Origin of the sequence: Prosthecobacter sp. SYSU 5D2 (assembly GCF_039655865.1) — a bacterium.
Lineage (GTDB): Bacteria > Verrucomicrobiota > Verrucomicrobiia > Verrucomicrobiales > Verrucomicrobiaceae > Prosthecobacter.
This window is the reverse complement of the sequence record NZ_JBBYXL010000002.1, coordinates 38,318-61,887: the sequence shown is the minus strand read 5'-3', so window position 1 is coordinate 61,887 and position 23,570 is coordinate 38,318. Positions and strand designations below refer to the sequence as shown.

Below are 23,570 nucleotides of genomic sequence, written 5' to 3'. Positions count from 1 at the left end.
CCCTTCACAATCCCCGCTTGCTATTTCCATAGGCTGTGGAATCCTGCTCACCGGTTTTTTACCGCTTCCCCACTTGGGGCCGAAGTTTGACATGTAGCCCGCCAGATCTGGTGGTGATCCCGTCTCCCTCTCACGAGACGCCCTTACTGCGACAGGTTGCCCGCTCACGGAAGCCTACACACCGGCACGTAAAATACATGGAAAAGACATTCGCAGATCTCGGCCTTTCGCCCGAGTTAATGAAAGCTATCGAGGCCCAGGGCTTCGAACAACCCTCCCCCATCCAGGCCCAGGCCATTCCCGTCGCCCTCACCGGCCGGGACGTCGTCGGCCAGAGCCAGACCGGCTCCGGCAAGACCCTCGCCTTCGGCCTGCCCGCCGTGGACCGCATCGATGCCAACAGCCGCGACACGCAGGTGCTCATCATGTGCCCCACCCGTGAGCTGGCCATGCAGGTCTGTGCGGAAATCCACAAAGTCGCCTCCTTCAAAGAAGGCGTGCGCGCCACCCCCATTTACGGCGGCTCCTCTTACGACCGCCAGATCCGCGCCCTCCAGATGGGCTCCCAGATCGTCGTCGGTACCCCCGGCCGTATCCTGGACTTCGTGGACCGCGGCACGCTCCGCCTGGACAACCTCAAGACCCTGGTCTTCGATGAAGCGGATGAAATGCTCGACATGGGCTTTGCCGATGAAATCGAGCGCCTCATGCAGGCGGTGCCAAAAGAGCGCCAGACCATCTTCTTCTCCGCCACCTTTGATCCGCGCATCCGCCGCCTGATCGACCGGTACACGAACAACCCGGCCACCATCACTATCGAGCAAAAGGCGATGACGGTGCCGACCATCGAGCAGCGCTACTATGAAGTGCAGGGCCGCAGCAAGACGGAAGTCCTTTGCCGCATCCTGGACATGGACTCCCCCCGCCTCACCATCGTCTTTGCCAACACGAAGAAGGCCGTGGATGATACTGTGGATGCCCTCACCGCCCGTGGTTACGCCGCCGACCGCCTCCATGGCGATCTCAACCAGGTCATGCGTGAGCGTGTGATGCGCAACTTCCGCAGCGGCAATGTCGAAGTCCTTGTCGCCACCGACGTGGCCGCCCGTGGTCTGGACGTGAACGACATTGACCTCATCGTCAATTTTGAGCTCCCGTATGACACGGAAGACTATGTGCACCGCATCGGCCGCACCGGCCGTGCCGGGCGCAAAGGCACCGCCGTCAGCCTCGTCGCTGGCCGTGAAATTTACCTCATGCAGCGCATCCAGCGCTTCACCAATGCCAAGGTCACCCGCACCAAAGTGCCCTCCCAGGAAGAGCTGGAAGCCACCCGTGTGGACCAGACTTTTGAGAAACTCAAAGCCACGCTCGAAGCCGGCAACTACGCCAAGCACGAGCACACCGTCCAGCGCCTGCTGGATGCCGGGTTTGACTCCACCGATGTCACCAGCGCCGTGCTGGATCTCTGGATGAAGGAATTCTCCCGTGAGGGAGAGCAGATCATTGAAGACCGCGCCAACCAGCGCCCGCAGCAGGCCCAGCGTGAGTTCGTCCCCAGCCAGCAGTCCGCCGTCACCGGCCGCACCGCTGCCGCAGGCGATTTCGCCCCGGTTCCACGCCCGGCCGACAACGCCCCCCGCGCCGATGCCGCCCCTGCCGCCCCGCGCCAGGCCGATGAGCCTGCCCGCGACGAAGGCCCCCGCCGCCAGGACGCAGCGGCCCCGCAGTATCAGCAGGAAGCTCGCGATGACTTCGGCCCCGCGCCGATGCGCTCCCGCTCCTTTGTGCAAAAAGGCCCCCGCTCCGGCATGGTGCGTCTTTTCGTCAACATCGGCGGCATGGACAACGCCCGCCCGGGCGATATCGCCGGCATGATCTACAACACCTCCAAGATCCCCAGCGGCACCCTTGGCACGATCGAGATCTTCGAAAAATGCGCCTACGTCGAGGTTCCTGATGACCACGTAGAAACCGTCATGCAAACCGTCACCGGCACCAACTATCGTGGCCGCGACATCCGCATCAACCTGGCCGACCGCCAGGATGGCGGACAGGGCCAGCGCAGCGGCAACAGCTTCGGTCCCCGTGGTTTCGGCAGCAAGCCCAGCTACGGCGGCGGTGCCAAGCCAGGCGGCTTTCGCAAGCCCTATGGCGGCGCAGGCGGCAAACCTGGTGGCAAGCCCAATGGCGGTTTCAAGCCTCGCCGCTGGGAAGACTGATCCTGCCCGGTAAAGAATCCCCATTCAAAAGCCTGTCCCTCACCGGACAGGCTTTTTATTGCACCCGCGTCATTGCATCACCGGCAGCAGCACACGGGAGGGATGGGCTTTTTCGTGGAGAACGGTATGTGTGGCTTTTTGGGTATCTTGAAGCCAGTCCTTGTGCTGAGAACCGCCCGTCTGGCTGTTCGGCTCATACAATGGCGCACCTGTGCTGCTGACGGTGATGCGCAGGCGATGGCCAGCATTGAGTATGAGACTGGTGTGACCAATGGACCACCGCAACCTCGCGGGCTCGCCAGGGGTCAGAAGGACCTGCTTTTCAAAGCCATCGCGGTAGCGGGCACGCATGGGATAATCCATCAGCAGGATGCTGCGGCCATCCGGATAAACATCGGAGATGCGAAGGATAAAATCGGTATCCGGCGCGGTGGACTGCACCCAGAGCTCAGCCTGGATCTGGCCGGTGATTTCCAGCGGCTGGGTGAGCGGCGCGGTGGTCCAGATGCGGACATCCTTTTGCTGCTCAAAGGCACGCGCATCTTTGGCCCCGGGAAAGGAGCGGCCAGGGATCTCCATGGGGGTTAGCGGATCGGATTCGTAACTCGTGCCGCTGGAGGTGGCCATGGGGGAATCAGAAGACAGAAGGCCGTCCGCATGCAGGTAGCAGCTGGTCTCAGTGGCGGCGGGTGGCCAGTCAGCCGCTTCGCGCCAGACATTGCCAGGCGCACCGGACTCACCCACGGCACCCATGACGTAGTAGCGGACAGCAGGCTCCTTTTCGATGCCGTTGTCCACGCCTTTCAGCCAGTGATCAAACCAGCGGACCATGTGGGCGGCTTCGGGCCAGGTGGCGTTGTCGGGATACATGAGATCGCCAATTTTGTTGCCTTTGTTCAGCCGGCCATGAAGCCAGGGGCCTAACAAAAGTTGCTGAAAAGCATGCGACTTGCGGCCGATGAAACTGCGGATGCTGCCCTGGACCATGAAGTCATACCAGCTCCCGATGGTGAAGCACGGGACGTTCATTTTGGCGAAGTGGGGGCGGGTGTCTTCAGCCTTCCAATAGTCGTCATAGTCCGGGTGCCGGTCCCATTCGGCCATCAGTGCGGCGTTGTCTTCCGGGTTGCGGCAGTTGGCACCGAAATCGGCAAAGCGGCCTGGCCGGGTGATGCCACCGATGCGGTAGCCTTCATGAAAAAGGCTCGTGCCCGTATCCACCATGTACTGGCAGGCGAGATGGGGCGGCTGGGTGACCGCCAGGAAGTTCTGTGCAAAGCCGCCCTGAGAGCCGCCGAAGCTGCCGACCTTGCCCGTACACCAGGGCTGCACGGCGAGCCATTCGCAGGTGTCATAACCATCCTTTTGCTCTCCCCACCCGAGCGCACGATAACCGACGTAACGCCCCTCGCTGAGCTGCGCACCACGGAAGTTCACCATCGCCACGGCATACCCGTGACGGGCGAGCGAGGCGGCATTTTTCCGCCCGCTACTGCCGGTGAGGGAGGCGTATCGCTGCTCAAAAACAGCCGGCCATTTACCCTCGCCTTCCGGCAGATAAAGATAGGCGGAAAGCCGGGTGCCATCGCGCATGGGGATCATGACATGCTGCTCACGCACCCCCGGCAGGTCCAGCTTGGGCAGATCTTTGGCCTGGGCAGGCAGCAGGACAAAAACAAGAGCCAGAATGGCGAAGGCGGATTTCATTTCACACGTACGTGTTTGAAACGGCGCATCCATCGGAGCAATGCATCTGGGCTCTCCAAAATTAGACGCATTGCGTCTCGAATCGACCCGCCCCCCTACGATCAAGTTTACTGCGGGGAGAAGCAGAATGGCGAAAAGCCAGCCCAGCGAAATATCCGTAAGCAGGCTGCTTTTCCGCTCGACGGGTAAGCGGTCCCACTGCTTTACTGGACCACGATGCCTGACGCTTACGCCCTTGACAGTGAGATCCCGTCCGCCACGCGACCCATCGCGGCGCTCAGGCAGGCATTGAACGAAGTGCTTTTTGGCCAGGGAGAGCTCATTGATCTGGTGCTATGCGGAGTCATCGCTCGCGGCCATGTACTGCTGGAGGGCCTGCCCGGGCTTGGCAAGACGGAGCTGGTCAAAGGCCTGTCCAAGGCGCTGAACCTGACCACCAGGCGCGTGCAGTTCACACCCGACCTGCTGCCGGGGGACATCACCGGAAACCCGGTGCTCCAGGAGGTGGATGGACGGCGCGAGTTCGTCTTCCAGCCAGGACCCATTTTTACCAATCTGCTGCTGGCGGATGAAATCAACCGCGCCTCTCCCAAGACCCAGTCGGCCCTGCTGGAGGCCATGCAGGAGCGGCGCGTCACCGTCCTGGGGCAGACGCACACCCTTCCAGATCCGTTCTTTGTCCTGGCCACCCAAAACCCCATTGAACTGGAAGGAACCTATCCGCTGCCGGAGGCACAGGTGGACCGATTTCTCTTCAAGCTGGAAGTGCTCCGCAACAGCGCGGAGACGCTGGCCAAGATCGTTTCGCATCGTGAATTGGGCGTAGAGCCGGTGGTGCCGGCCATCACCACCCGGGAAGAGTTTGCGCACATTCAGCAGACCGCACGGCGGATTTTCCTGCCGGAGATTGTCGCGGATTACATCGCCCGGATCGTGGATGCCACCCACCCTGGGCAGTCGAAGGCTTCCGAAGGCGTGCGTTATGGAGCCAGCCCCCGTGCCGCGCTCAGCCTGGCCTCGGCGGCCAAGGCACGGGCATTGATGCATGGGCGGCCCAATGCCAGCTTCGAAGACGTGCAGGCCCTGGCACCCGCCGTGCTGAACCACCGCGTGCTGCTGGACTACACCGCCCGCATGGATGGCCGCAGCAGTGCAGGCATCGTGAAGGCCATCTTGGCCGAAGTGCCGGTTCAAAATCTGGCCACCCCAAGAACCCTCAAGGAGGCTGCATGAAGAGCACCCTTTCCAAAAAGCACTCTGCCGCCTGGATGGTCTGCTGCGCCGGTCTGATGTGCGTCTTCACCGGCCAGGTGCAGGCGCAAAAAAGCCTGGCGGATGAAATGCTCAATGACGCCAATGGCACCCGGCTGGAGATCCGCAGCGTGTTTGATCCACTGCCGCCGACGGGTTATGCCCCCCTGCGAATTGTGGCCACCAACGGTTCCAGTAGGGAGGAGGTGTGGCAGTTAGACTTTCATTCACAAACCCAGGAATTCCAGCGGAGCAATGCCTCACGGAGCAGCCTCAGCCTGGTTGTTGGACCACAGGCCACGCAATCCACTGTCTTTATGGCATCCATGGCTCCGGACTATGGCTCCACCACCTCCTATCGGAGCAACTCCCGGTCCTATAGCATCAACCTGAACAGCCCGGTCACGCGGGCCTATTCCAATTACGACCAGCCTCAGAGTGCTTTCCCAGCCATCGCGATGACCAAAACCCTGGCGGAAAACAGCCTCAGCGGACTGGAAGATGAGGTGGAAAAAAAGATCAAAGCGGCTTCCAAATACTTTGGAGGGGCCAACACCTTCGGGAGTCGTTTCAGCCTTGAAGAGACACCAGAGGACTGGCTGGGCTTCAGCGGTTTTGATTATGTGATGCTGACCGATGCAGACTGGCAGAAAATGACATCTGCTTCACGTCACGCCTTGCTGCAATGGACGCGCCTGGGCGGAAAGTTGCACTTTTACATCCGGGGGGAAAGGCCCGCCAGCCTGCCGCCCAACAGCAAGAGCTACGGCCTGGGCCAGATCGAAACCTTCACCTGGAATGGCAGCAAGCTCCTGGCGGCGGGGACGGTCGCCCGATATTGGAACAAACCGCAGCGCCTGAACACGCTGCAATCCGGCCACACCAATGTCCGCGGCTGGCCAATGCTGGATGCCCTCGGCAAGCGCAGTTTCAACTCCTGGCAGGTCATCGTTTTCCTGGTCCTCTTTGGCATCCTGGTGGGGCCGGTGAACCTTTTTATGCTAGCTCCCTCCGGCCGCAGGCACCGGCTTTTCATCACCACCCCGCTCCTGTCTCTGGGGGCCAGTGTCATGATGGTGGGCATCATCCTGGTCCAGGATGGCATCGGCGGCATTGGAGCGCGCGCCATTTACCTGCATCTGGAGCCGCAGGAGGCGGCTGCCTATGTCACGCAAAAGCAGATCAGCCGCACCGGCGTCCTTTTGGGAGCAGGCTTTGAAATGAAACAAGCCGCACTGGTGGAGCCTCTCACGCTGCCTGCCACGGACTGGGTGAAACTGAAAAACACCCACGACATGCAGCCCGTCAGCCTCACTCAAAACGGGCCGTCCAGAGGCGGCAATTTTTTCCAAAGCCGCGCTGAGCAGGCGCAAATGATCCGCACCGCCATCTCCACCCGCGCGCGGCTGGAGGTCCAGCCGGCGACCTCCGCTGAAGATCCCCCTGTGCTAGTTTCCGCCCTCGGTTTTACCGTGGAGGAGATGTTTTATGCAGATGCCACAGGCGGTATTTGGAGGCTCCAATCTCCGCTGGCCACCGGCCAGAAGGCGGACCTGGTCAAAGTGGAGCCGGATGAGTTGCGGCAGTGGTGGAATGACAAGAGAGAAGTTCTCAAAATGGATGGGGTGCAGGAGCTTGTGGTAGCACCGCAGAACGAATTCTTTGCCATCGCCAAAGCCGCGCCCGGCTTCACCCAGGAGACGCTGTCCTCCATCCGCTGGCAGACCGACAAGATCATCGTCCACGGCAGCGTCCCCCTTCCTTAAACATGCACCAGCCCGCACATGCCCTTCCGGAAATGGACCGCAGCCAGCCCGCCATTGAGGTGGTGAATCTGCAGCGCTCCTTTGGCAGCTTGCAGGCGGTGCAAGGCGTCTCCTTCACCATCGGTCATGGCAAGGTGGTCGGTTTTGTCGGGGCCAATGGCGCAGGCAAGACCACCACCATGCGCATCCTGGCCACACTGGACTATCCCAATGAAGGAACGGTGAAGATCGGCGGGCATAACGTCGTCCATTATCCAGCCAAAGTGCGTCGTTTGTTAGGCTGGATGCCGGACAGCTTCGGCACCTATGAGCACATGACCGTGCTGGAGTATCTTGACTTTTACGCCCGCGCCCTCGGTTACAAAGGGCAGGAGCGGCTGCAGCGCATCCAGGAGGTGATGGACTTTACCGACCTCACCCCGCTGGCGGACCGCATGAGCAACAAGATGTCCAAGGGCCAGACCCAGCGCCTGTGCCTGGGGCGTGCCCTTTTGCACGATCCGCAGATCCTCATCATGGATGAGCCTGCTGCCGGCCTGGACCCCAAGGCACGCGTGGAGCTGAAGCAGCTCATCCGCATCCTGGCGGAGGAGGGCAAGACCATCCTCATCAGCTCTCACATTCTCAGCGAGCTGGGGGAGATGTGCGACAGCCTGCTGTTCATTGACCAGGGAAAAATTGTCCATCATGGCGATGCGGATTCCATGATCCGGGGCACCGTGACGGAGGAGACGCTCGTCAACGTCCAGGTGGCGGGTGAACCGGGATCGCTGGTCCAGTGGGCGCTCACCGCCCCGATGATCGAGGTCATCGAAGAAACGAAGCGCGGGGCAAGATTGCGCGTAAATTCCAAAGATGAAGCCACGCTGGCAGGCGTTCTGCGCCGAATGATCATTGATGGATTGCAGGTTACCGACTTTCACCGCGAAGAGCGCCGGCTCGAAGATGCCTTCATTGACATGCTGGGCCAGATTGACAAAGGCACCTTCAAGGGCGACACCGCAAAGCATGTGGAGTGATGTGTATGGAGCTCAAAAGGGCATTCCCCTGCCCCGGTTAAGCTGGAGGCAATTCGTTGCCGCACTCCTCCTTGTCCTGTTGCTGCCTGCCGCAGCACAGGTGGCACCCGCCCCTTTTACCCTGCAGGAGGCCGGAGTCACAGTGACGGTATCCGGCATCGAGACCACCGCCTGGGATGACCTCCGGGACATGCTGCGGGACCAGCTCACCCTCTCAGGCAATACCACCGCCACAGAACCCCTGGCGGATGACCTGGCTTTTTTCACCCGCCAGGAATACATCCGCAAGGGCTGGCCGGACGCTAATGTCGAGTGGGAAGTCACAGGCAATGTCATCACCCTGGAGATTGATTCCGGCAGGCAGATCCGGGTAGGGGAGATCACCTGGAGAGGAGAGCTCATTCTCCCTGAGGAAGAACTGCGCAGCTTTTTGCTGCGGCCCAGCACGGAAAGAGAAGGCGCGGACAGTGCCAATCCCGTGTGGGTGCGAAAAGAGCTGGATGGCGGCGTGGGCCTGGTACAGCGCCGTCTCCGGGCCGAAGGCTATTTGCAGGCCACAGTGAAAATGACCCCGGCGCCGGACATCCAGCCTGACGGCCTGCGTAACCTGACGGTGGAGGTGGATGCCGGACCCCGCTTCACCTTTGGCAGCGTCGAATTCAGCGGTGCCCCCGCCGAACTGGACGCCAAAATGCGCGCCCAAATTGCCCAGACACCCGGCGAGCCCTTCAATGAAGCCCGGGTGCAGCAGATCGAAGGCCAGCTGACCACTATAGCCAAAGACCGTGGCTGGCTGAATGCGACCACCATGTCCGATTATACCTTGGGAAAAATGGGCGGCACCGTGGATGTCGTGATCCTCATGACTGCGGGAGAGCGCGTGATGATTACCCGCGTCGTCCCGCATGAGGATTTCAGCCGGGGATCCAGGCGTGTGCTCACCGCCAATTTCCGCGAAGCCGAAGGCAAATATTACCAGTCTGAGGATCTCGACATCATGTTCAAGCGGACGCTGGATACCGCCATGTTCGCCCGGCTGGATGTCGAGCCCCGAATGCTCCCAGGCGTCTCCCCTGCCGCGGCTGAGCTGCGCCTTAGCGGGGAGGAAACCAAACCCAAGACCCTGGGCTTTGAGCTGGGCTATGACACCTTTCTCGGTGCCCAGGCAGGCATTAACTATCGCAACACCAATTTTCGGGACCGGGGCAATACTCTAGCCGCCGAGCTCAACTACAGCGTCGCCGGTCCCCTGGGCTCCATCAAGCTGACCGATCCCGCCATCTTCAACTCCGGCTACAGCGCCTCCGTGCAGCTCGCCCTGGAAAATTTCAGCCTCTTTGAATACTCACGATACGGCACCAGCCTTACCCTGGAGCTGGCCCGGCGCGTCAGCAAAGGCTTCTCCTACACCGTCTTCGCCGGCTTCTCTGCCAATACCGTCTCCACCGACGTGCTGACCGATGTCGAGATCGGCCCGGACGCCTACGCCTTTGGCTCCATCGGCGCCAGCCTCATGCTGGACTACCGCGACAGCCCGGTGCTGCCCAAAAAAGGCTGGTTTCTCAGCGCCCGTCTGGAGACCACCGGCGGCACCGCCAGCTTTATCCGGACCGATGTGCGCGCTGCCATTTACCAGCCCATCACCAAAAAGTTCCGCTTCGCCGCTGGCGGTGGCTTGCTCAGCATCCAGGGTGCCTCCACCGAGGAGCTGCCCATTGACTCCCGCGTCTTCAACGGTGGCCCCAACACCGTCCGCGCCTTTGCCGAACGTGAGCTCGGCCCCGTCACCCCAGGTGACACCCCCCTGGGCGGCACCGCCGCCGTCTTCGCCAGCGCGGAGTTCAGCTACGAAATCTATCCCAACCTCGAGTTCGCCGTCTTCACCGATGTTGGCAGCCTCGCCGGAGCCAACAACGGCAGTCCATTCGATTACTCCTCAGACTTCCGCACTACCGTCGGTGCCGGCCTCCGCTACAAGCTCCCCTTCGGCCCCATCCGCCTGGACTACGGCCACAACCTCGACCGCCGCTCCGGCGAAAAAAGTGGCATGCTGCATATCACGGTGGGTTTTGCATTTTAAGGATGCACTGCCTGGTTGGCGGATGTCGCATTTGGCATAAACTTTGACGCAGAGCCGTGGTGGGGATCTGCGTTTAAAATAGCCGGGGGATGTAGCTTTCGCGCCTGGCCTCCGCAAACACCCTTTTTGTTATGCTCAAGACTGTCCTCCTTCCTGCCGTCCTCCTTTCTGCCTCATGGCTTCTCCATGCCACCCCACCCGCCGGGGCGCAGGCCATGCCTAACATCCTTTTCATCCTGGCGGATGATCTGGGCTATGGGGACCTGTCCTGTTACGGAGCACCGGACATCCGTACACCGCATCTGGATCGCCTCGCCGGAGAGGGGATTCGTTTCACGGATTTTTATGCCAATGGCTTCGTCTGCACGCCCACCCGTGCGGCGTTCATGACCGGGCGGTATCAGCAGAGAATCGGCCTGGAGGATGCGGTGACTTACCAGGAAATGGGACGCGGACTGCCTGAGGGCGGACGCACGGTCGCAGATGCGCTGCTCAATGCCGGCTATGCCACCGGGATCGTCGGCAAATGGCATCTGGGCTATGATCAAGACCGGCGTCCGCTGCAGCAGGGATTCGAGCATTTTTTCGGTCTGCTCGGCGGCAACCACCATTACTTTGAGCACATGGACCGCATCGGGGTGCCGGATCTGTGGCTGGGCAATGAGGCGGTGCAGCGCCCGGATTACAGCACGGACCTGTTCACGGCAGAGGCCATCGCCTTTCTGGAGCGGTCCCGTGAACAGCCCTTCTTTTTGTATCTGGCCCACGCCGCGCCGCATTTTCCCTGGCAGGGGCCGGATGACCGGGACAAAAAGGTGGAGCCCAAAAAGCCTTCCTGGCAGCAGGGAGACCGCAAGACTTATGCGGCGATGGTGGAGAGGATGGACCAGGGCATTGGCCAGGTGCTGGCCAAGCTGGAGGAACTGGGCCTCAAGGACCGCACCCTCGTCGTTTTCACATCGGACAACGGCGGCCATACCCTGTCGCGCAATGCCCCCCTGCGCGATTTCAAAGCCACGCTCTGGGAGGGCGGAATCCGTGTGCCCTGCATTGCCCGCTGGCCGGGGGTGCTGCCTGCGGGGAGTACGACCTCTCAGGTGGCCATCACCATGGACTGGACGGCCACCTTCCGCAGGCTGGCCGGTGCGGGGGCCGACCCCGCAGGCGAAGATGGGATGGACCTGCTGCCCCTGCTCACCGGCCAGGAACCCGCCGGGGAGCGCACCCTGTTCTGGCGGAGCAAAAAGCGGCTCCGCCAGAAGAACCCCGAAGGCAGGGCCGTCCGGCAGGGTCGTTGGAAACTGGTGGAATACGAGGACGGGCAGGGCGGGCTCTATGACCTGGAGGCGGACGCTGGTGAGGAGCACAACCTGCTACCGGCCAGGCCGGAGCTGGCCGCATCCCTGCGCCAGGAGCTGGATGCCTGGGAGAAACGCATCAGGTCATCAGCAAACCGCTGACACTCACTTGGCAATCTTCTCGTCCTCGTCCCCATGGCTGGCGGCGTCTTTCTTGGCTTTGCCGCCTTTTTTGAGACTTGTGAGATAAGCGACAAGATCACGCAGATCCTTCGGCGGCAGGGCCATGCCCATAGGCGGCATGGCGGAAACAGGCGGCGCGATGGTGGTGATGGCGGACCGGGCGAGCGTGGAGCTTTTGCCATCCATGGCGACGACTTCCACATCGGTTTCGGTTTCTTTGGCCAACCGGCCCATCAGAAGAGTGCCGTCCTTCATCGTGATAGCGGCCAGGCCGTAACCTGGTGCAATGACAGCGTTGGGATTAACCAATGATTCGACGAGTTTATCCGGCTGCATCCGTTGACCGATTTGGGTCAGATCCGGCCCCTGAATGCCTCCGTCACTCCCCACCTTGTGGCATTGCAGGCAGGCCCCCTGATTGCGGAAAACAGCCTCCCCCAGCCGGGCATTGCCGCCTGTTTCAGTGAGGCGGAAAACAGCATCCGGGGCGCTGTTCACATGCGCAGCCACCAGCGCCTGGCTGCTCGGCGTGGTCATCGTCTGCAGAGCCAGAAAGACATCCAGCCACAAGGACTTGCGCAGGCCGTTGCTCTCGCGGTCTTTCCACAGAGCCTCAATCTCCTCCGGATGGAGCGAAGCCAGACCCGCGATCCCCGCATGGGCGATGATCAGCGGCCCCTTGGTGATAGCCTGCCGGGCAGTATCGGTTAGGCCATCCAGCTTCAAAGCGAAGCCATGCGCCAGCGCGGCGGCGGTCACGGTGGGCGAGGCATCTTTAATAAGGCTACGCACCAAAGCGGTAGCCTCTGCAGGTGCGGACGAAACCAGGCTGTCCAGAGCGGCCGTGCGCACCTCATCAGCGAGCGCCTTGTTCGCAGCGAAATTCTGCAACGTTTTTGGCTCCAGGCGGACACCGGTTTCAGCCGCCAGCTTTAAGGCCAGGGATGCAAGTTGCGGCGGCAGGTCACCGGCCAGCAGGGCGCGGAGATCCGCGTCAATAACCTGCCCTAGCGCGGCAAGCGTGCGCTCGCTTTTTGGTAACGGCCGGTAGATGCCCAGCACCGGGTCCGTGACGATCTGTTTTTCCCAAAGTCGCAGCCCATGCAGCGCAGCGCTGCGCGTGGCATCCGCGAGTTTCTCATCACGAACCATCATGAGAAGATTCATCGCATTGGCCGCTGCACCCCGGCGATAATTGGCCGCCACAATGCGCTGCTGGATGGTGGGAGGGAAAGCGGAGGTCTCTTTGGCCAGAGCTGCGAGGGCATCCCCTGCCGGGCCGTCCACCGCAGCGGTATCATAGATCGCCCGCACAGCCTCACGGCGGATCAGTGGATCCGTATCTTTGAGAAACACCGCCGTCTCCGCGCTCTCATGACGGCGCAGGAAAAGCAGCGCCGTCAATCGCTCCTCACGATTCGCCGAAGAAGCGCGTGCCGTGGCTGCGGGGACCGTTCCCACCCGATCCAGCGCGGACAGGACCGCATGACGAAGCACTGCATCCACCGTGCCGGAGCCATTTTGCGCCGCCAGTTCATACAGCGCATCCGTGACCTGTACGTCACCGGGCTTCACCACGCGTTGCAGGGCAATGGCTGCCAGCGAGCGCACGCGGGGAGATTCATCCTTCAGCAGCGCCAGCAGGGCATCGCGGCTGTCCTGTGCGTGCACACTGCCCAGGGTGCGGGCGGCATTGGCACGGATTTCCACTTCCTTATCTTTGGTTAGGCCCAGCAAAGCTTCGCTCACTGGCGTGCCTTTTCTCCCCAGTTGATCCAGGCCCCAGATGCCATGCAGGCGTATCTTCACTGGCTTGGCAGCATCAGCCGCCAGGGCCGTGAGCGTGGCCATCTCATTCCGCTTCACCAGTTCAAATTGCGCCGCCTGGCGCAGGCGCCTGTCTGGCGATTCCATGTAGCCCACCAGCTTCGCCACCGCCTCATCCTTTAAGCCTTTGGCAAAGACCGCCTGCATCTCTGCACCAGCTTTTTTCTGGCCTTCATCCTTCGGCGTCAGCACCTCGATGGCACCGTTCGTGTTCACGCTCCAGCCACCGCCGAAGTCGCACAGGTAAATATTCCCGTCGTAACCCAGCTCCACATCACTCACGCCGACTCCCTCCACAAACACATCCTCTGAGCTGGCCGCATAACCCGCCCCTTTCGGCCTGATGCCAACAGACAGCACAGTGGTGACTTGTGATGCCCCGCGATAATTGGACAAAAGAAATTTCCCACGCAGATCTTCCGCCACACTCTCCCCCGTCAGCCACGTCACACCAGACGGGCCACGTGCCACATGCGAGGCCGGCGGATAGACCCACTGCGGCTGCTCCTCATTAAACAGGTCATACATCCTTTCCGCCACCCACATGGACTTTTGCGGATGGAAGTCCTCCCAGTCCAGCACCGTCACATACTGGTGTGCGGACTGGTGGCTCATGTCCCAGCCAGAGTCGCTGCCCTCCAGCGCATACACCATGCGGGCCACATCGCCGATGTCCCCCGTATTGTCGAAGGTGAAAAGGTTTCCCTCTTCATCGAAGGCCAGCTCCTGCGGATTCCGCAGCCCTTTGCAAAACACCTCAAAGCCGCTGCCGTCTGATTCACAGCGAAAGATCGCCCCGCGCCCTCCGCCAGCCAGCACCCGGCCATCCTTGGTCGTCACGTGATAGCCACGATCCCCCACCGAAAAATACAGCCGCCCATCCGGCCCGCGGGTGATGCCATGCAGGTCATGCCCGATGAAGGAGACCCTCACGCCGAAGCCCGTCACCAGCGCCTCCTCCGCATCCGCCACGCCATCATCATTCGCATCCGTCAGCTTCCACAGGCTGGGGATGCAGGTAAAGTACACCGCATCATCCTCCGCCAGCACCGAAAATCCGAGCCCATCCAGCGGCTCCTTAAACCGGTCCGAAAAAACCGTGCGATGATCCGCCGCCCCATTGCCATCGCGATCTTCCAGGCGGATCAGCCGGTCCGCTGTGCTCGTAAAAAAGTCCTTCGGGAAACGTGCCTCCCAGGTTTTGTAGAGCTTCGTCCGGTCCTCCAGCGTCTCCGCCTGGAAGTCCTCCCGGATCAGCTCATTCGCCCCGCGCAAGTCCGGCACCCCGCGCCAGAAACGGTTCGCCTCCGCTACAAACAGCCACCCCTTGGGATCAATCCCAAAACTCCCCGGATTCTCCACAAACGGAAACCTCACCCACGTATGGGCGTCATATCCCGGATGTTTGACAATGCCCGGAAATGGCTCCCGCACATTTTTCATCGGCGGCAGATCCTTCTCCGCCACCGTCGGCAGCGGCGTCTGCCGCTTGTTCATCTCCTCCAGCGTCAGGGCGGATACCGGAGCGGTGAGGAGACCTAGGGTCGGCAGAAGGAGCAAGTAACGCATCATACGGGAGTAGTGGCGGGCAGTTGAACGCGAATCTGCGTTATACGCCAGCCGCTCCGATTCTGAACGCAAAAAAGGCCAAAATCTATACCCCTAATTCGCAGCCTGAAATTAGAATGCCAAATTGATGACCGCCACTCTTTGGTAAACTGTCGTACATGTTCCCACCCGCCCGAACCGCCACCCTCATCCTGCTGGCCCTCGCCATCCGCCTAACCGGTACCTTGTCATGCCCCGCGCAGGCAGCCGAACCTCAGGAAGAATGGGTGTCGTTGTTCAACGGCAAGGATCTCCAGGGATGGACCATCAAAATAGCCAAGCATCCCCTGGGCGAAAACTTTGCCGATACCTTCCGGGTGGAAGACGGCATCCTCAAAGTCAGCTACGATGGCTACGAAAAGTTCGACCAGCAGTATGGGCACCTCTTCACAAACCTCGCCTACTCCCGCTACATCCTGCGCCTGGAGTATCGTTTCACCGGCAGCATGATGACGGATGCGCCCAAGTATGTGAACCTGAACAGCGGCGTCATGCTGCACGCCCAGCCGCCCCAAAGCATGCGCTTTGACCAGGGTTTCCCCGCCAGCCTGGAGATACAGTTCCTGGCCGATGAAGGCAAAGGCCCCCGCTCCACCGGCAACCTCTGCACCCCCGGCACCCACGTGGAAATGGGCGGCGAACTCATCACCAAACACATCGTCAAATCCAGCGCCCCCACCTTTCCTGCTGATGAATGGGTGCGCATGGAGGTGGAGGTGCACGGCCATGAGGAAATCATCCACCGCGTGAATGGCGTGGAAGTCCTCCGCTACCAGCACCCGCAGCTCGACCCAGACTGCAAGATCGCCCCCGCCAGCGACATCACTGCTGCAGGCGGCCCCCTCAAGCTCCGCTCTGGTCACATCGCACTTCAGGCTGAAGGCCAGCCCGTCTGGTTCCGCAAGATTGAGCTGAAATCACTCGAAAAACCGTAAGGCCTAACTACCATTCATCTCCAAGACAGCGGCCATGGTCCGCAAGCAGCATGGCATGAAATATCCAAACCCCGATTCTCATATGTCCGGTTTCCTCTCCCGCTTATGTTTCGCATTGTTGGTTATGCTCACCCTGGACACCCATGCCGGGATCCTGGATCGCAAGCCGGATTATTCGCAGTACGACATGCCGCTGTACGAGCAGATCACCAACCGCATCAAGGACGGCATCCTGGAGCGGCTGGGCGGCGGTCATAACTCGCAGGACCGCTATTTCATCGTCCCCTTCGCTTATCAAAACAAAGGTAACGCACCCGAGTTCTCCCACTCCTTCATCTCCGTCATCCGCGTCCTGGCGGATCGCAAACAGCTCCACCTCACCGAAGGCCTCCGGCGTGGCTTTTACAAGAACCGCGAGTTTGAGGCCTTCACCATCAGCTGGCTCCCGCATGATTTTGATACCAACCCCAACCTCTGCGTTTTCAAGGGCTGCGGCAGCCGGCTCTTCCCTCGCATGAACGCTTGCCCCTTCTCCCCCGGCAAGAGTTTTAATCTGGAGGAGACCATCCGCCTGGCCGTGAATGTGAAAAATGCTGTCTGCATGTGGGGTCCGTATGAGGTCACCCAGGCTGGCTTTGACCTCGGCGTGCAGCGCCTGCGCCTCCTGGAAGGTGGCACCATTAAATATCGCGCCGATGACCGCCTTTACCGGAAAGACCACATCGCCATCAATTGCTTCCACGCCATGGCCGGCCTGGACCAGCTCTACCCCAATGGCGGCCTCTTTGGCACCGGATTCAAAATGTGGGGCATCAACGGCACCGCCCGCGTGCTCATGGAATACACCGACAAAATCAACTTCCGCAGCCAGTTCCTGGAGCCCGTGGATGAAAAAAACGACCGCTACGGCTTCGTCTATGCCGATAAACCCGGCATCCGCCCGTATAACCCGTTCAAGCAGTCATCGGCGTATCGGCGGTGAGTGCAATCGAGGACACACCGTTTCAATTTCGAAAATTAAACCTTTTCAAGAAACGGCAAGAGCATCCAATCAACAGTCCAGCCAGGCCTAACACGAAGCATAGAATGGGCCAGAATAAGGGGCCTCCAATATCCCCTGATAACATTGCCAGGACAAACAAAAGGAAAGGTAAATAACAGCCACCCCATAGACAACCGCTCATTGGCGCTGATCGACCTTCCTCCCCTTTTGGCGCAGCACAGGCTATATCACTTTCAGGGAGTGAATGGGGTTCGTCGTTCATAGTCGGCCGCTGGGTCAATGAAGATTCAGTTCACTTGAGTGAGTAGGCATGTTCTTCTACGGCACCCACCCTGGCAATGCCGACGCCTGCTTCACCCAGCCTGTCATCTGCGATTCATCCAGTTCATCAGCTTCGTAGATGTCGATCCAGCGCGCCTCTTTGCTTTTAGGCGTGCCGCCGGGTGGGATGGGCTGCAGGGACGTGCCGTCGAAAAAGGTCACTTTCACATACCGTGTCAGCACATGAAAGGTCACAAACCAGCCCCCGCCCTCGCTCCCATAAAAGGGCGAGTTCCATCTCACCGCCTTGCGCACATCCGGCACGCTCCGGGTGATGATCTCATCCAGCCGCTTGCCCAGTGCACTCTTCCACCCCGGCATCGCTGCAATATAAGCCTGCACGGGCTCATCCCCATCCCCCTTCGCAATCTGCGGATTCCCCCCGGAGAGGAGGACCACCCCCTGCTCATTTTTCTGCATCTTGCCAGTCCCGGTTTCAGAGACACCCGGTCGGGCTTTCTTTGGCTTCAAAGATTGGCAGGAAGCAGACCGCTCCTCATCAGAATGGGATGTTTTGGATTTCATAGCTTCTGGCTGTCATGATACACGGGAAAATGTCACCCATAAATGTAAATGGCTTTCACTGCGGTCTCCTGAGCTCTTGCGGTGGTTAATTTGGGGCCAGATGGATCGTCTGTCGTCTCGCCCATAACCTCACCCAACCGGTCCAAAAGCTCCTCATTCGCCAGACCGGCAAATTTCACAATCTTATCCCGCATCTCCGCCTACTCAAACCGCTGCACCCAGAGCAACCTCGTACCATCACCCGCCTTTTCCAGTGTCACTGCCAGCACATATTTGGGGGCTGAGACGTGCTCGATAACGATCCGTCCAGGCATGGTGATTTCCTGAAAGACACACTCGTTTTTAAAGTCATGTCCGTCGGGGCTGTACATGGTTAATTGCCATTGGCCTCCCGGTTGAAAATCGAAAGTATGAAAGCTGTTGGTGAACCCCTTCGGCCCCCACCACCGGGCCAGCCGGACAGGATCTGAAAACGCCTCAAACACCCGTTCACGCGGATGCAGGTAGGTGCGGGAGTTGATGATATCGCAGCCTGAACTGCCAGGTTCCATGGGCTCTGAAATGAACCCGGAACGATGACAGATGTCTGCCTGTCCTGGCAATTCCAAACAATAAAAAATCCAGGCCCTTATGGACATGGATATTTAGACTTGGTCGCGCAGAATCATCATACCCCACGGAACCGGCGGCGGCGCAGCAGCACCATGAAGCCCACCGCAGCCAGCGCCAGACTCCCAGGTTCCGGCACCGGGGCCACGGAGAACGAGTTGAACTCCATGACCGTTTGGTTCCCGGTGATACCTCCCAGCAGGGCCACATTCGCCACTGTCGCGGCGTCAAATTCAAAGGTCAGTTCATCCAGCCCGCCCTCCGGCGCATAAAACTGAAAATCCACCGTCGCCGTTCCCCCGCCAATCGTCAGCAGATCCAGCACATTCAGCGTTTCCACTGCATTGATATTCTGAATCACGACCCCGCCGCTAAGCAACGTGAAATTTGCCGCGCTCAGCGCATCCAGATTCAGCCCGCTCCCGCTCGAAACGGAGAAACTGGCTGAGTAAAGCACCCCTTCGTTCAACGTCAGGCTTGTCACATCGGCGATTGAGTTCCATTGATTGATCGCACTGGCCCCGACCACATTGCTCACCACGCCATTGAGCAAGCCATCAAAGCCGTCAACCAGCGTGTTCACGGTTAGCTGCCTACCAAAGATCAGACTGTCAGCCGCCGTTTGGGTGTAGGCCGCCAGAGTTACATCCGCGACTTGCGTTTCGATAAACAGAATGTCCACCCGCAGTCCTGCCTGGACCAACCCTTGGGCCGTATGGGTCCACGACACCCTGCCGTCTGTTTGTGTTGGGGTGACATTTTGAAACTGCGTGGCCGTATCAACGGTTAGATCCAGCAAATTGGATCCTCCCGCACCGCGCGCATCAAAGTCGGGATTAAAGAATTCCCCGGAGGATATCAATTGTGCCTGAGCTGAGGTTGCCACGGAAAAAGCCAAAACAAGGGCCAATCCGCAATTTCTGATCCCCATCTTCACATCGCATTGTTTTTTGCACGTATTCATAAAAGCACATTTGGTTAAAATCCTCTCAGCGTAGTACTTCGAATTAAATATGCGATTCCGAATAGTTATGTGTACTATGCGTATGTAATATTTATGTATTGCATTATCACTGCATTTTTACCAGTTTACACTTGTTATTTTTTCAAAAAAAGTCGTTTTTTGATTAAAAATGAGTATTTAACAATGTCATTGCCATCATTAGTACTCATAAATATCTGTCACGCGCTAAATTGAGCTTAAGTACTAGTTTTTCCTTATTTCACGCGAAAAATGATCGTATTTCGTGCATATTAACCGAAATTCGGGGTGTTATCTGCCCCTAATTGAGAGCTGATTGTGTCAACCTTTGGGATATCGTTTCCCACATCTGTTCTTTTTTCATCCTTTAACAGCACCCCTGCAAACCTTGATGCCCTTTGATTTCAGGGTGATCGCAAAAAAATGTGACTGAAACCTGACCGCCTAATAAGCGTGAGTGCCAGACAGCTTTCAATTTTCTTCTCTCACAGCCGCAGATGCAAGGTTGTATCATTACTTTGTTTTATTATCCTAATAGACTTAGTTTATCAGCTCATGCTTTGAGTGTCTCCGGGCTAAATCGTCCAACAATCTCATCTTGAAGTCCTGAATGCGGGCTTCCCTAACCAAAAGCTCGGGTGGATCCTTTTCGATTGTTGCTCAGGAAATGCGTGCATCCAAGGTCTCGGCGTCTCATGCATTTGCTGAATGCCTCCCGTCATACCCAACGGGCAAGTTCCGGAAAGGAAATGGCCGCTCATCCGCTCAAGAGCTTTTCTGCGTATTGAATCCAGTCAGGTTTTCATCCAGCGGGATTGAATAACCTGCCACATTTCCATCTCCCCGCTACAGCACCTGTCCCGCGATCTCCTCCCACAGAGCATCCACTTCCTTGGGGCCTTTTGAAGGCTTCTTGGCCTTGGAAAACCAATAGTCCGCATTCCATTGATCCCCTTCGATCACATGCAGTAGCGCGTGGATCCACGAGCCCATCGCCGTGTGGATGTCCTGCGCGATGTTGTGCGCCTCCTCCCAGTTCCCCTGCTTCGTGTGCCAGAGCGACTGCGCCTCCGCGCTCAGACCAGCGGGAAGGACAGGGGCGGCAGCAAGCTCAGCAGGCGTCATAACCCCGCCATTTTCCCGTAAAACGCCTCCCCTGCAAACACAAAGGGCCCCGGCTTTTCACAGCCGGAGCCCCTTGGATAAGAAACCTCTTTCTGTAAGATCAATCTTCCGGCATTGCCCGGCCTTTCGTTTCAGGCAGGAACATCAGGGCGATCAGGCCGATCACAAACACCACGCTCATGTAGCTGCAGGCGTTGCGGAAGGCGTCCAGCTTCGCCTCAGGCGTCGTCGCCCCCGCTTTCAGGGCCGCCTGCAGACTGCCTAGGGTAAAGGGTCCGCTGGCCGCCACAAAACGGCCCACGTTATAACAAAAGCTCGTCCCCGTGCTGCGCAGGCTGGTCGGGAACAGCTCCGGCAAATAAATCGCAAATCCGGCAAACAAGGCGAGCTGGCAACCGCCCATCACCGCACTCATCCAGATATCACCCCGGCCATTAAACATCTGGAAATAACCGACCGTGCTCACCAAGGCCAGCACGAAGGCAATCGCGAAGGCTTTCTTGCGACCCAAGGATTGCGCAAACTTCGTGAACAGCAGCATGCCGATGAATGCCCCGATGTTCTGCACAATCGAGTTGATCCCGATCCAGGTCGTCTTCTGGCCGGCGATCTCGGCCGCAGGCACACCTTCAGCCTCCAACGAGCGCTGCATCACATCTCCCACCAATTCCGGGCTGAAGAACCCGATACCCCACAGGCCGATGACGCCAGAAATGCACAGTAGCATTCCCAGGAGCGCATTCTTCCGCCAGCGTACATCGCCCAGCAGGGCCGAGTAGGAACCGAATTTCACCCCTGCCGCCTTGCCAGCAGCGCGGGCCTTCACCCACTTCTCCGGCTCTTTCAGTCGCATCTGGATAAAGACACAGAGGAAAGCCGGAGCCGCCCCCACCAGGAACATATACTTCCAGGCCGTCCCGGGCTCGATGGTTTTCATGCCCTCAAGGTGGCCCATGTACATGCTCACCAGGCCAGCCGTTACGTTGCCCACGGCAGACAACGCCTGCAAAGTCCCCAGAGCGCCCGTGCGTGCGCGGTCAGGCAGCGTATCCGCCACCAGCGCCACTGCCAGGCCAAACACCCCGCCCACACCGAGGCCCGTCAGGAAACGGTAGATCGCAAAATCAATCCACCCTTTGGAAAAGGCCGAAAGACCCGTACACACTGAGTAGATCAGCACGGTCATCGTCAGCGTCTTCGCCCGTCCGATCCGGTCACCCACGGACCCAAAGATCAGTCCCCCCGTCGCCCAGCCCGCCACAAAGATGGATGTCGCATACCCACCATACTTGATCGGGTCCATGTCAGGCGGCAGCAGCGCCTTCATTGCCCCATTGCGTGCCAGCAGGAAAAGCTGCTGGTCCAGGCAGTCGAACAGCCACGCCAGGGAGGCCACAATAAAAACAAACCAGTGATACGAGGTCAGGAGTTTATACCACGGGGCGTTGTCGTCGAGGAGAGGTGCAGTCTGGCTCATGGGCGCGCAGAGTGAAGCACGCACGCCAGCGAGGCAAACAAGAAATGCATCTCCCAGGGAATCCGTGAGGCCATGGGCAGGGAATTTGGCAGCTCTAAATGACCGCCTCCGCCCTTGCAGCCGCCAAGAAGGCTGCCTTTTACCTGACGCCGTGCCCGGCCTTGTTGAAGTCTGTTCGCTCTGTATCATCCGCCATTCATTATGCCTGCCATCGTCAATCCGCTCGATCTCTCAGGCAAAACCATCCTGGTCACCGGAGCATCGACCGGGATGCCTGCATCTAGCTGTCAGAGCTGAGGGTAAAAATCATCCTCGTGGCCCGCATGCAGTAAGAAATGGTCAAAACGCTCGAGCGCATGACAGGTGAGGTCATCGCTGTTAATCATTCGATGGCACTTCTGATCTGACGGCGCTCCCCAAGAAGAGATCTTTTCTCAAATAAAATCTCTTTCTCCACTGCCAGGCTGGTTACCTGCATCAATGGCATCGACACCAGACGGATTTAAACGGTTGTAACACCCATGGCCACCCGTATTTGTTTACATCTGCCCTAGCGTGTCCAGCTAATTTTAGAATCCGATTCATGCCTGAAATCCTCCCAGTTCTAGCTGAAAACACACACCTTATCGCCGAATTTTGCTCCAGTTTCCCAGGGGATGGAAGATCCACGGAGTTCTGGATCCACCGCCTGAATCATTGGTGGAAAAATAACCCGGCCATGACAGAAGACTGGCCTCGCGGCAGCATGCTCATGGCGGAGGGATCCGTTCAGGGCATATGTCTTTGCATCCCGATCCGGCTGGTTGTTGATGGAAAAGTCCAGCTTGCGGCTTTGCGTTCCACCTGGCGCGTTTTGCCTGCCTACCGTTCGGTGAGCCTCCAGTTGCCTATGGCATTGGATGCCAGGATATCCCATTTGATCAATATCAATGGAACTCCAAACGCCACGGCAGTGAAGATCATGAAAATGTTCTCACACTATTGGACCTGCCTCCGGCCTGAAGTGATGTCTTCCATTCATTGGGGCAGCCCGCTCGCCGCATTATGCCGGATGCTCCGCTTTTCCATTCCCCACAAACGGCTTCCACGTTTCGTTGCATCCAATAAAATCACTCATGAAACGGCGGCAGAGCAGGTGGACCGCCATTGGGTAAACATTCAAAGTGCATCTCTAAACGGACCTGTCCGGGACTGGAATTACTGGGCCTGGTTCTCAATCAACAATCCATCCTTTTCGTGCTCGCTGTTTTACCACCCGCTTGTCATTAACGGGGCTGTGTTTCCTCTGTGTGTATTGATGACGGACTTTGGAGATGGCAGGCTCCAACTCTCCGATGTCTGGCCTCACGACGCGACAGTGAATCATCTCAGAGAAATGGTGAACTTGATCATCAAAACAGCCCGACGGCACGGATTTCATTCGATCCAAATAGCTCATTTAACGCCAAATCTCGCACAAGCTGCCGGTCGGACCGGTCGTTTTAAGACCCTTTCCCAGCAGGCAGATATTTGGGTCCACCAGCCTTCAAATGCATCAGCTTTGAACAGGGGACACTGGCCGCTTTATAACGGAGACGCTCTTTTGTAACAGTCGTGAAAAAACTGCCCTCTCAGGAAAAATAAACATGCTTT

16 protein-coding genes are annotated in these 23,570 nt (G+C 58.8%); 9 read left to right on the top strand and 7 right to left on the bottom strand.

Features of this window, described 5'->3' with window-relative positions:
* The first annotated feature begins 239 nt into the window (after positions 1–239).
* The gene (locus tag WJU23_RS02975; protein WP_346331046.1) at positions 240–2,222 is read left to right on the top strand and encodes a DEAD/DEAH box helicase; all 1,983 of its coding nucleotides are present in this window, start codon (positions 240–242) and stop codon (positions 2,220–2,222) included.
* 69 nt (positions 2,223–2,291) lie between these two features.
* On the opposite strand, the gene WJU23_RS02970 is transcribed toward WJU23_RS02975, so the two are convergent.
* Positions 2,292–3,929 (bottom strand): CocE/NonD family hydrolase, encoded by a 1,638-nt coding sequence (locus WJU23_RS02970; protein WP_346331045.1) that lies wholly within the window; start codon positions 3,927–3,929, stop codon positions 2,292–2,294.
* Between the two features lie 216 nt (positions 3,930–4,145).
* Here WJU23_RS02970 and WJU23_RS02965 point away from each other — a divergent pair, with 216 nt between their 5' ends.
* The 5 genes from WJU23_RS02965 (at position 4,146) to WJU23_RS02945 (ending at position 11,505) form a co-directional block, all read left to right on the top strand.
* Positions 4,146–5,162 (top strand): AAA family ATPase, encoded by a 1,017-nt coding sequence (locus WJU23_RS02965; RefSeq protein ID WP_346331044.1) that lies wholly within the window; start codon positions 4,146–4,148, stop codon positions 5,160–5,162.
* The gene (locus WJU23_RS02960; RefSeq protein WP_346331043.1) at positions 5,159–6,946 is read left to right on the top strand and encodes a hypothetical protein; all 1,788 of its coding nucleotides are present in this window, start codon (positions 5,159–5,161) and stop codon (positions 6,944–6,946) included. The genes WJU23_RS02965 and WJU23_RS02960 overlap by 4 nt, the downstream gene beginning before the upstream one ends.
* Positions 6,947–6,948: 2 nt before the next feature.
* The gene (locus WJU23_RS02955; RefSeq protein WP_346331042.1) at positions 6,949–7,965 is read left to right on the top strand and encodes an ABC transporter ATP-binding protein; all 1,017 of its coding nucleotides are present in this window, start codon (positions 6,949–6,951) and stop codon (positions 7,963–7,965) included.
* A 100-nt stretch (positions 7,966–8,065) separates the two neighbouring features.
* Positions 8,066–10,045: a BamA/TamA family outer membrane protein gene (locus tag WJU23_RS02950; RefSeq protein WP_346331041.1), complete on the top strand. Its 1,980-nt coding sequence runs from the start codon at positions 8,066–8,068 to the stop codon at positions 10,043–10,045.
* Positions 10,046–10,176: 131 nt separating this feature from the next.
* Positions 10,177–11,505, top strand: coding sequence for a sulfatase (locus WJU23_RS02945; protein ID WP_346331040.1), 1,329 nt, complete (start codon positions 10,177–10,179; stop codon positions 11,503–11,505).
* 3 nt (positions 11,506–11,508) lie between these two features.
* On the opposite strand, the gene WJU23_RS02940 is transcribed toward WJU23_RS02945, so the two are convergent.
* Positions 11,509–14,925, bottom strand: coding sequence for a HEAT repeat domain-containing protein (locus tag WJU23_RS02940; RefSeq protein ID WP_346331039.1), 3,417 nt, complete (start codon positions 14,923–14,925; stop codon positions 11,509–11,511).
* Between the two features lie 155 nt (positions 14,926–15,080).
* Here WJU23_RS02940 and WJU23_RS02935 point away from each other — a divergent pair, with 155 nt between their 5' ends.
* Both WJU23_RS02935 and WJU23_RS02930 read left to right on the top strand, forming a co-directional pair.
* A complete protein-coding gene (locus WJU23_RS02935) occupies positions 15,081–15,896 on the top strand; it encodes a DUF1080 domain-containing protein (RefSeq protein ID WP_346331038.1) in 816 nt (271 codons plus the stop codon).
* 124 nt (positions 15,897–16,020) lie between these two features.
* Positions 16,021–16,878, top strand: a complete 858-nt coding sequence (locus WJU23_RS02930; RefSeq protein ID WP_346331037.1) for a hypothetical protein — start codon at positions 16,021–16,023, stop codon at positions 16,876–16,878.
* A gap of 339 nt (positions 16,879–17,217) precedes the next feature.
* Here the strand turns inward: WJU23_RS02930 and WJU23_RS02925 are convergent, their stop codons facing one another.
* The 5 genes from WJU23_RS02925 to WJU23_RS02905 all read right to left on the bottom strand — a co-directional run bounded on the left by WJU23_RS02925 (position 17,218) and on the right by WJU23_RS02905 (position 21,938).
* The gene (locus WJU23_RS02925; RefSeq protein WP_346331424.1) at positions 17,218–17,640 is read right to left on the bottom strand and encodes a DUF1801 domain-containing protein; all 423 of its coding nucleotides are present in this window, start codon (positions 17,638–17,640) and stop codon (positions 17,218–17,220) included.
* Between the two features lie 305 nt (positions 17,641–17,945).
* Entirely contained in the window at positions 17,946–18,296 is a 351-nt protein-coding gene (locus tag WJU23_RS02920; RefSeq protein WP_346331036.1) for an SRPBCC domain-containing protein, read from the bottom strand.
* Positions 18,297–18,412: 116 nt separating this feature from the next.
* The gene (locus WJU23_RS02915; RefSeq protein WP_346331035.1) at positions 18,413–19,318 is read right to left on the bottom strand and encodes a PEP-CTERM sorting domain-containing protein; all 906 of its coding nucleotides are present in this window, start codon (positions 19,316–19,318) and stop codon (positions 18,413–18,415) included.
* Positions 19,319–20,182: 864 nt separating this feature from the next.
* Complete coding sequence (locus tag WJU23_RS02910) at positions 20,183–20,461, bottom strand: hypothetical protein (protein ID WP_346331034.1); 279 nt, start codon at positions 20,459–20,461, stop codon at positions 20,183–20,185.
* Positions 20,462–20,561: 100 nt separating this feature from the next.
* A complete protein-coding gene (locus tag WJU23_RS02905; protein ID WP_346331033.1) occupies positions 20,562–21,938 on the bottom strand; it encodes an MFS transporter in 1,377 nt (458 codons plus the stop codon).
* A gap of 583 nt (positions 21,939–22,521) precedes the next feature.
* Here WJU23_RS02905 and WJU23_RS02900 point away from each other — a divergent pair.
* Complete coding sequence (locus tag WJU23_RS02900) at positions 22,522–23,526, top strand: hypothetical protein (RefSeq protein WP_346331032.1); 1,005 nt, start codon at positions 22,522–22,524, stop codon at positions 23,524–23,526.
* The last annotated feature ends 44 nt before the right edge of the window (positions 23,527–23,570 follow it).

What these genes read in the sequence shown, in the direction of transcription:
- WJU23_RS02975 (WP_346331046.1), top strand. Translation starts at nt 240, where the DNA reads ATGAAAGCTATCGAGGCCCAGGGCTTCGAACAACCCTCCCCCATCCAG.
- WJU23_RS02970 (WP_346331045.1), bottom strand. Translation starts at nt 3,929, where the DNA reads ATGAAATCCGCCTTCGCCATTCTGGCTCTTGTTTTTGTCCTGCTGCCT.
- WJU23_RS02965 (WP_346331044.1), top strand. Translation starts at nt 4,146, where the DNA reads ATGCCTGACGCTTACGCCCTTGACAGTGAGATCCCGTCCGCCACGCGA.
- WJU23_RS02960 (WP_346331043.1), top strand. Translation starts at nt 5,159, where the DNA reads ATGAAGAGCACCCTTTCCAAAAAGCACTCTGCCGCCTGGATGGTCTGC.
- WJU23_RS02955 (WP_346331042.1), top strand. Translation starts at nt 6,949, where the DNA reads ATGCACCAGCCCGCACATGCCCTTCCGGAAATGGACCGCAGCCAGCCC.
- WJU23_RS02945 (WP_346331040.1), top strand. Translation starts at nt 10,177, where the DNA reads ATGCTCAAGACTGTCCTCCTTCCTGCCGTCCTCCTTTCTGCCTCATGG.
- WJU23_RS02940 (WP_346331039.1), bottom strand. Translation starts at nt 14,925, where the DNA reads ATGATGCGTTACTTGCTCCTTCTGCCGACCCTAGGTCTCCTCACCGCT.
- WJU23_RS02935 (WP_346331038.1), top strand. Translation starts at nt 15,081, where the DNA reads ATGTTCCCACCCGCCCGAACCGCCACCCTCATCCTGCTGGCCCTCGCC.
- WJU23_RS02930 (WP_346331037.1), top strand. Translation starts at nt 16,021, where the DNA reads ATGCTCACCCTGGACACCCATGCCGGGATCCTGGATCGCAAGCCGGAT.
- WJU23_RS02925 (WP_346331424.1), bottom strand. Translation starts at nt 17,640, where the DNA reads ATGCAGAAAAATGAGCAGGGGGTGGTCCTCCTCTCCGGGGGGAATCCG.
- WJU23_RS02920 (WP_346331036.1), bottom strand. Translation starts at nt 18,296, where the DNA reads ATGGAACCTGGCAGTTCAGGCTGCGATATCATCAACTCCCGCACCTAC.
- WJU23_RS02915 (WP_346331035.1), bottom strand. Translation starts at nt 19,318, where the DNA reads ATGAATACGTGCAAAAAACAATGCGATGTGAAGATGGGGATCAGAAAT.
- WJU23_RS02910 (WP_346331034.1), bottom strand. Translation starts at nt 20,461, where the DNA reads ATGACGCCTGCTGAGCTTGCTGCCGCCCCTGTCCTTCCCGCTGGTCTG.
- WJU23_RS02905 (WP_346331033.1), bottom strand. Translation starts at nt 21,938, where the DNA reads ATGAGCCAGACTGCACCTCTCCTCGACGACAACGCCCCGTGGTATAAA.
- WJU23_RS02900 (WP_346331032.1), top strand. Translation starts at nt 22,522, where the DNA reads ATGCCTGAAATCCTCCCAGTTCTAGCTGAAAACACACACCTTATCGCC.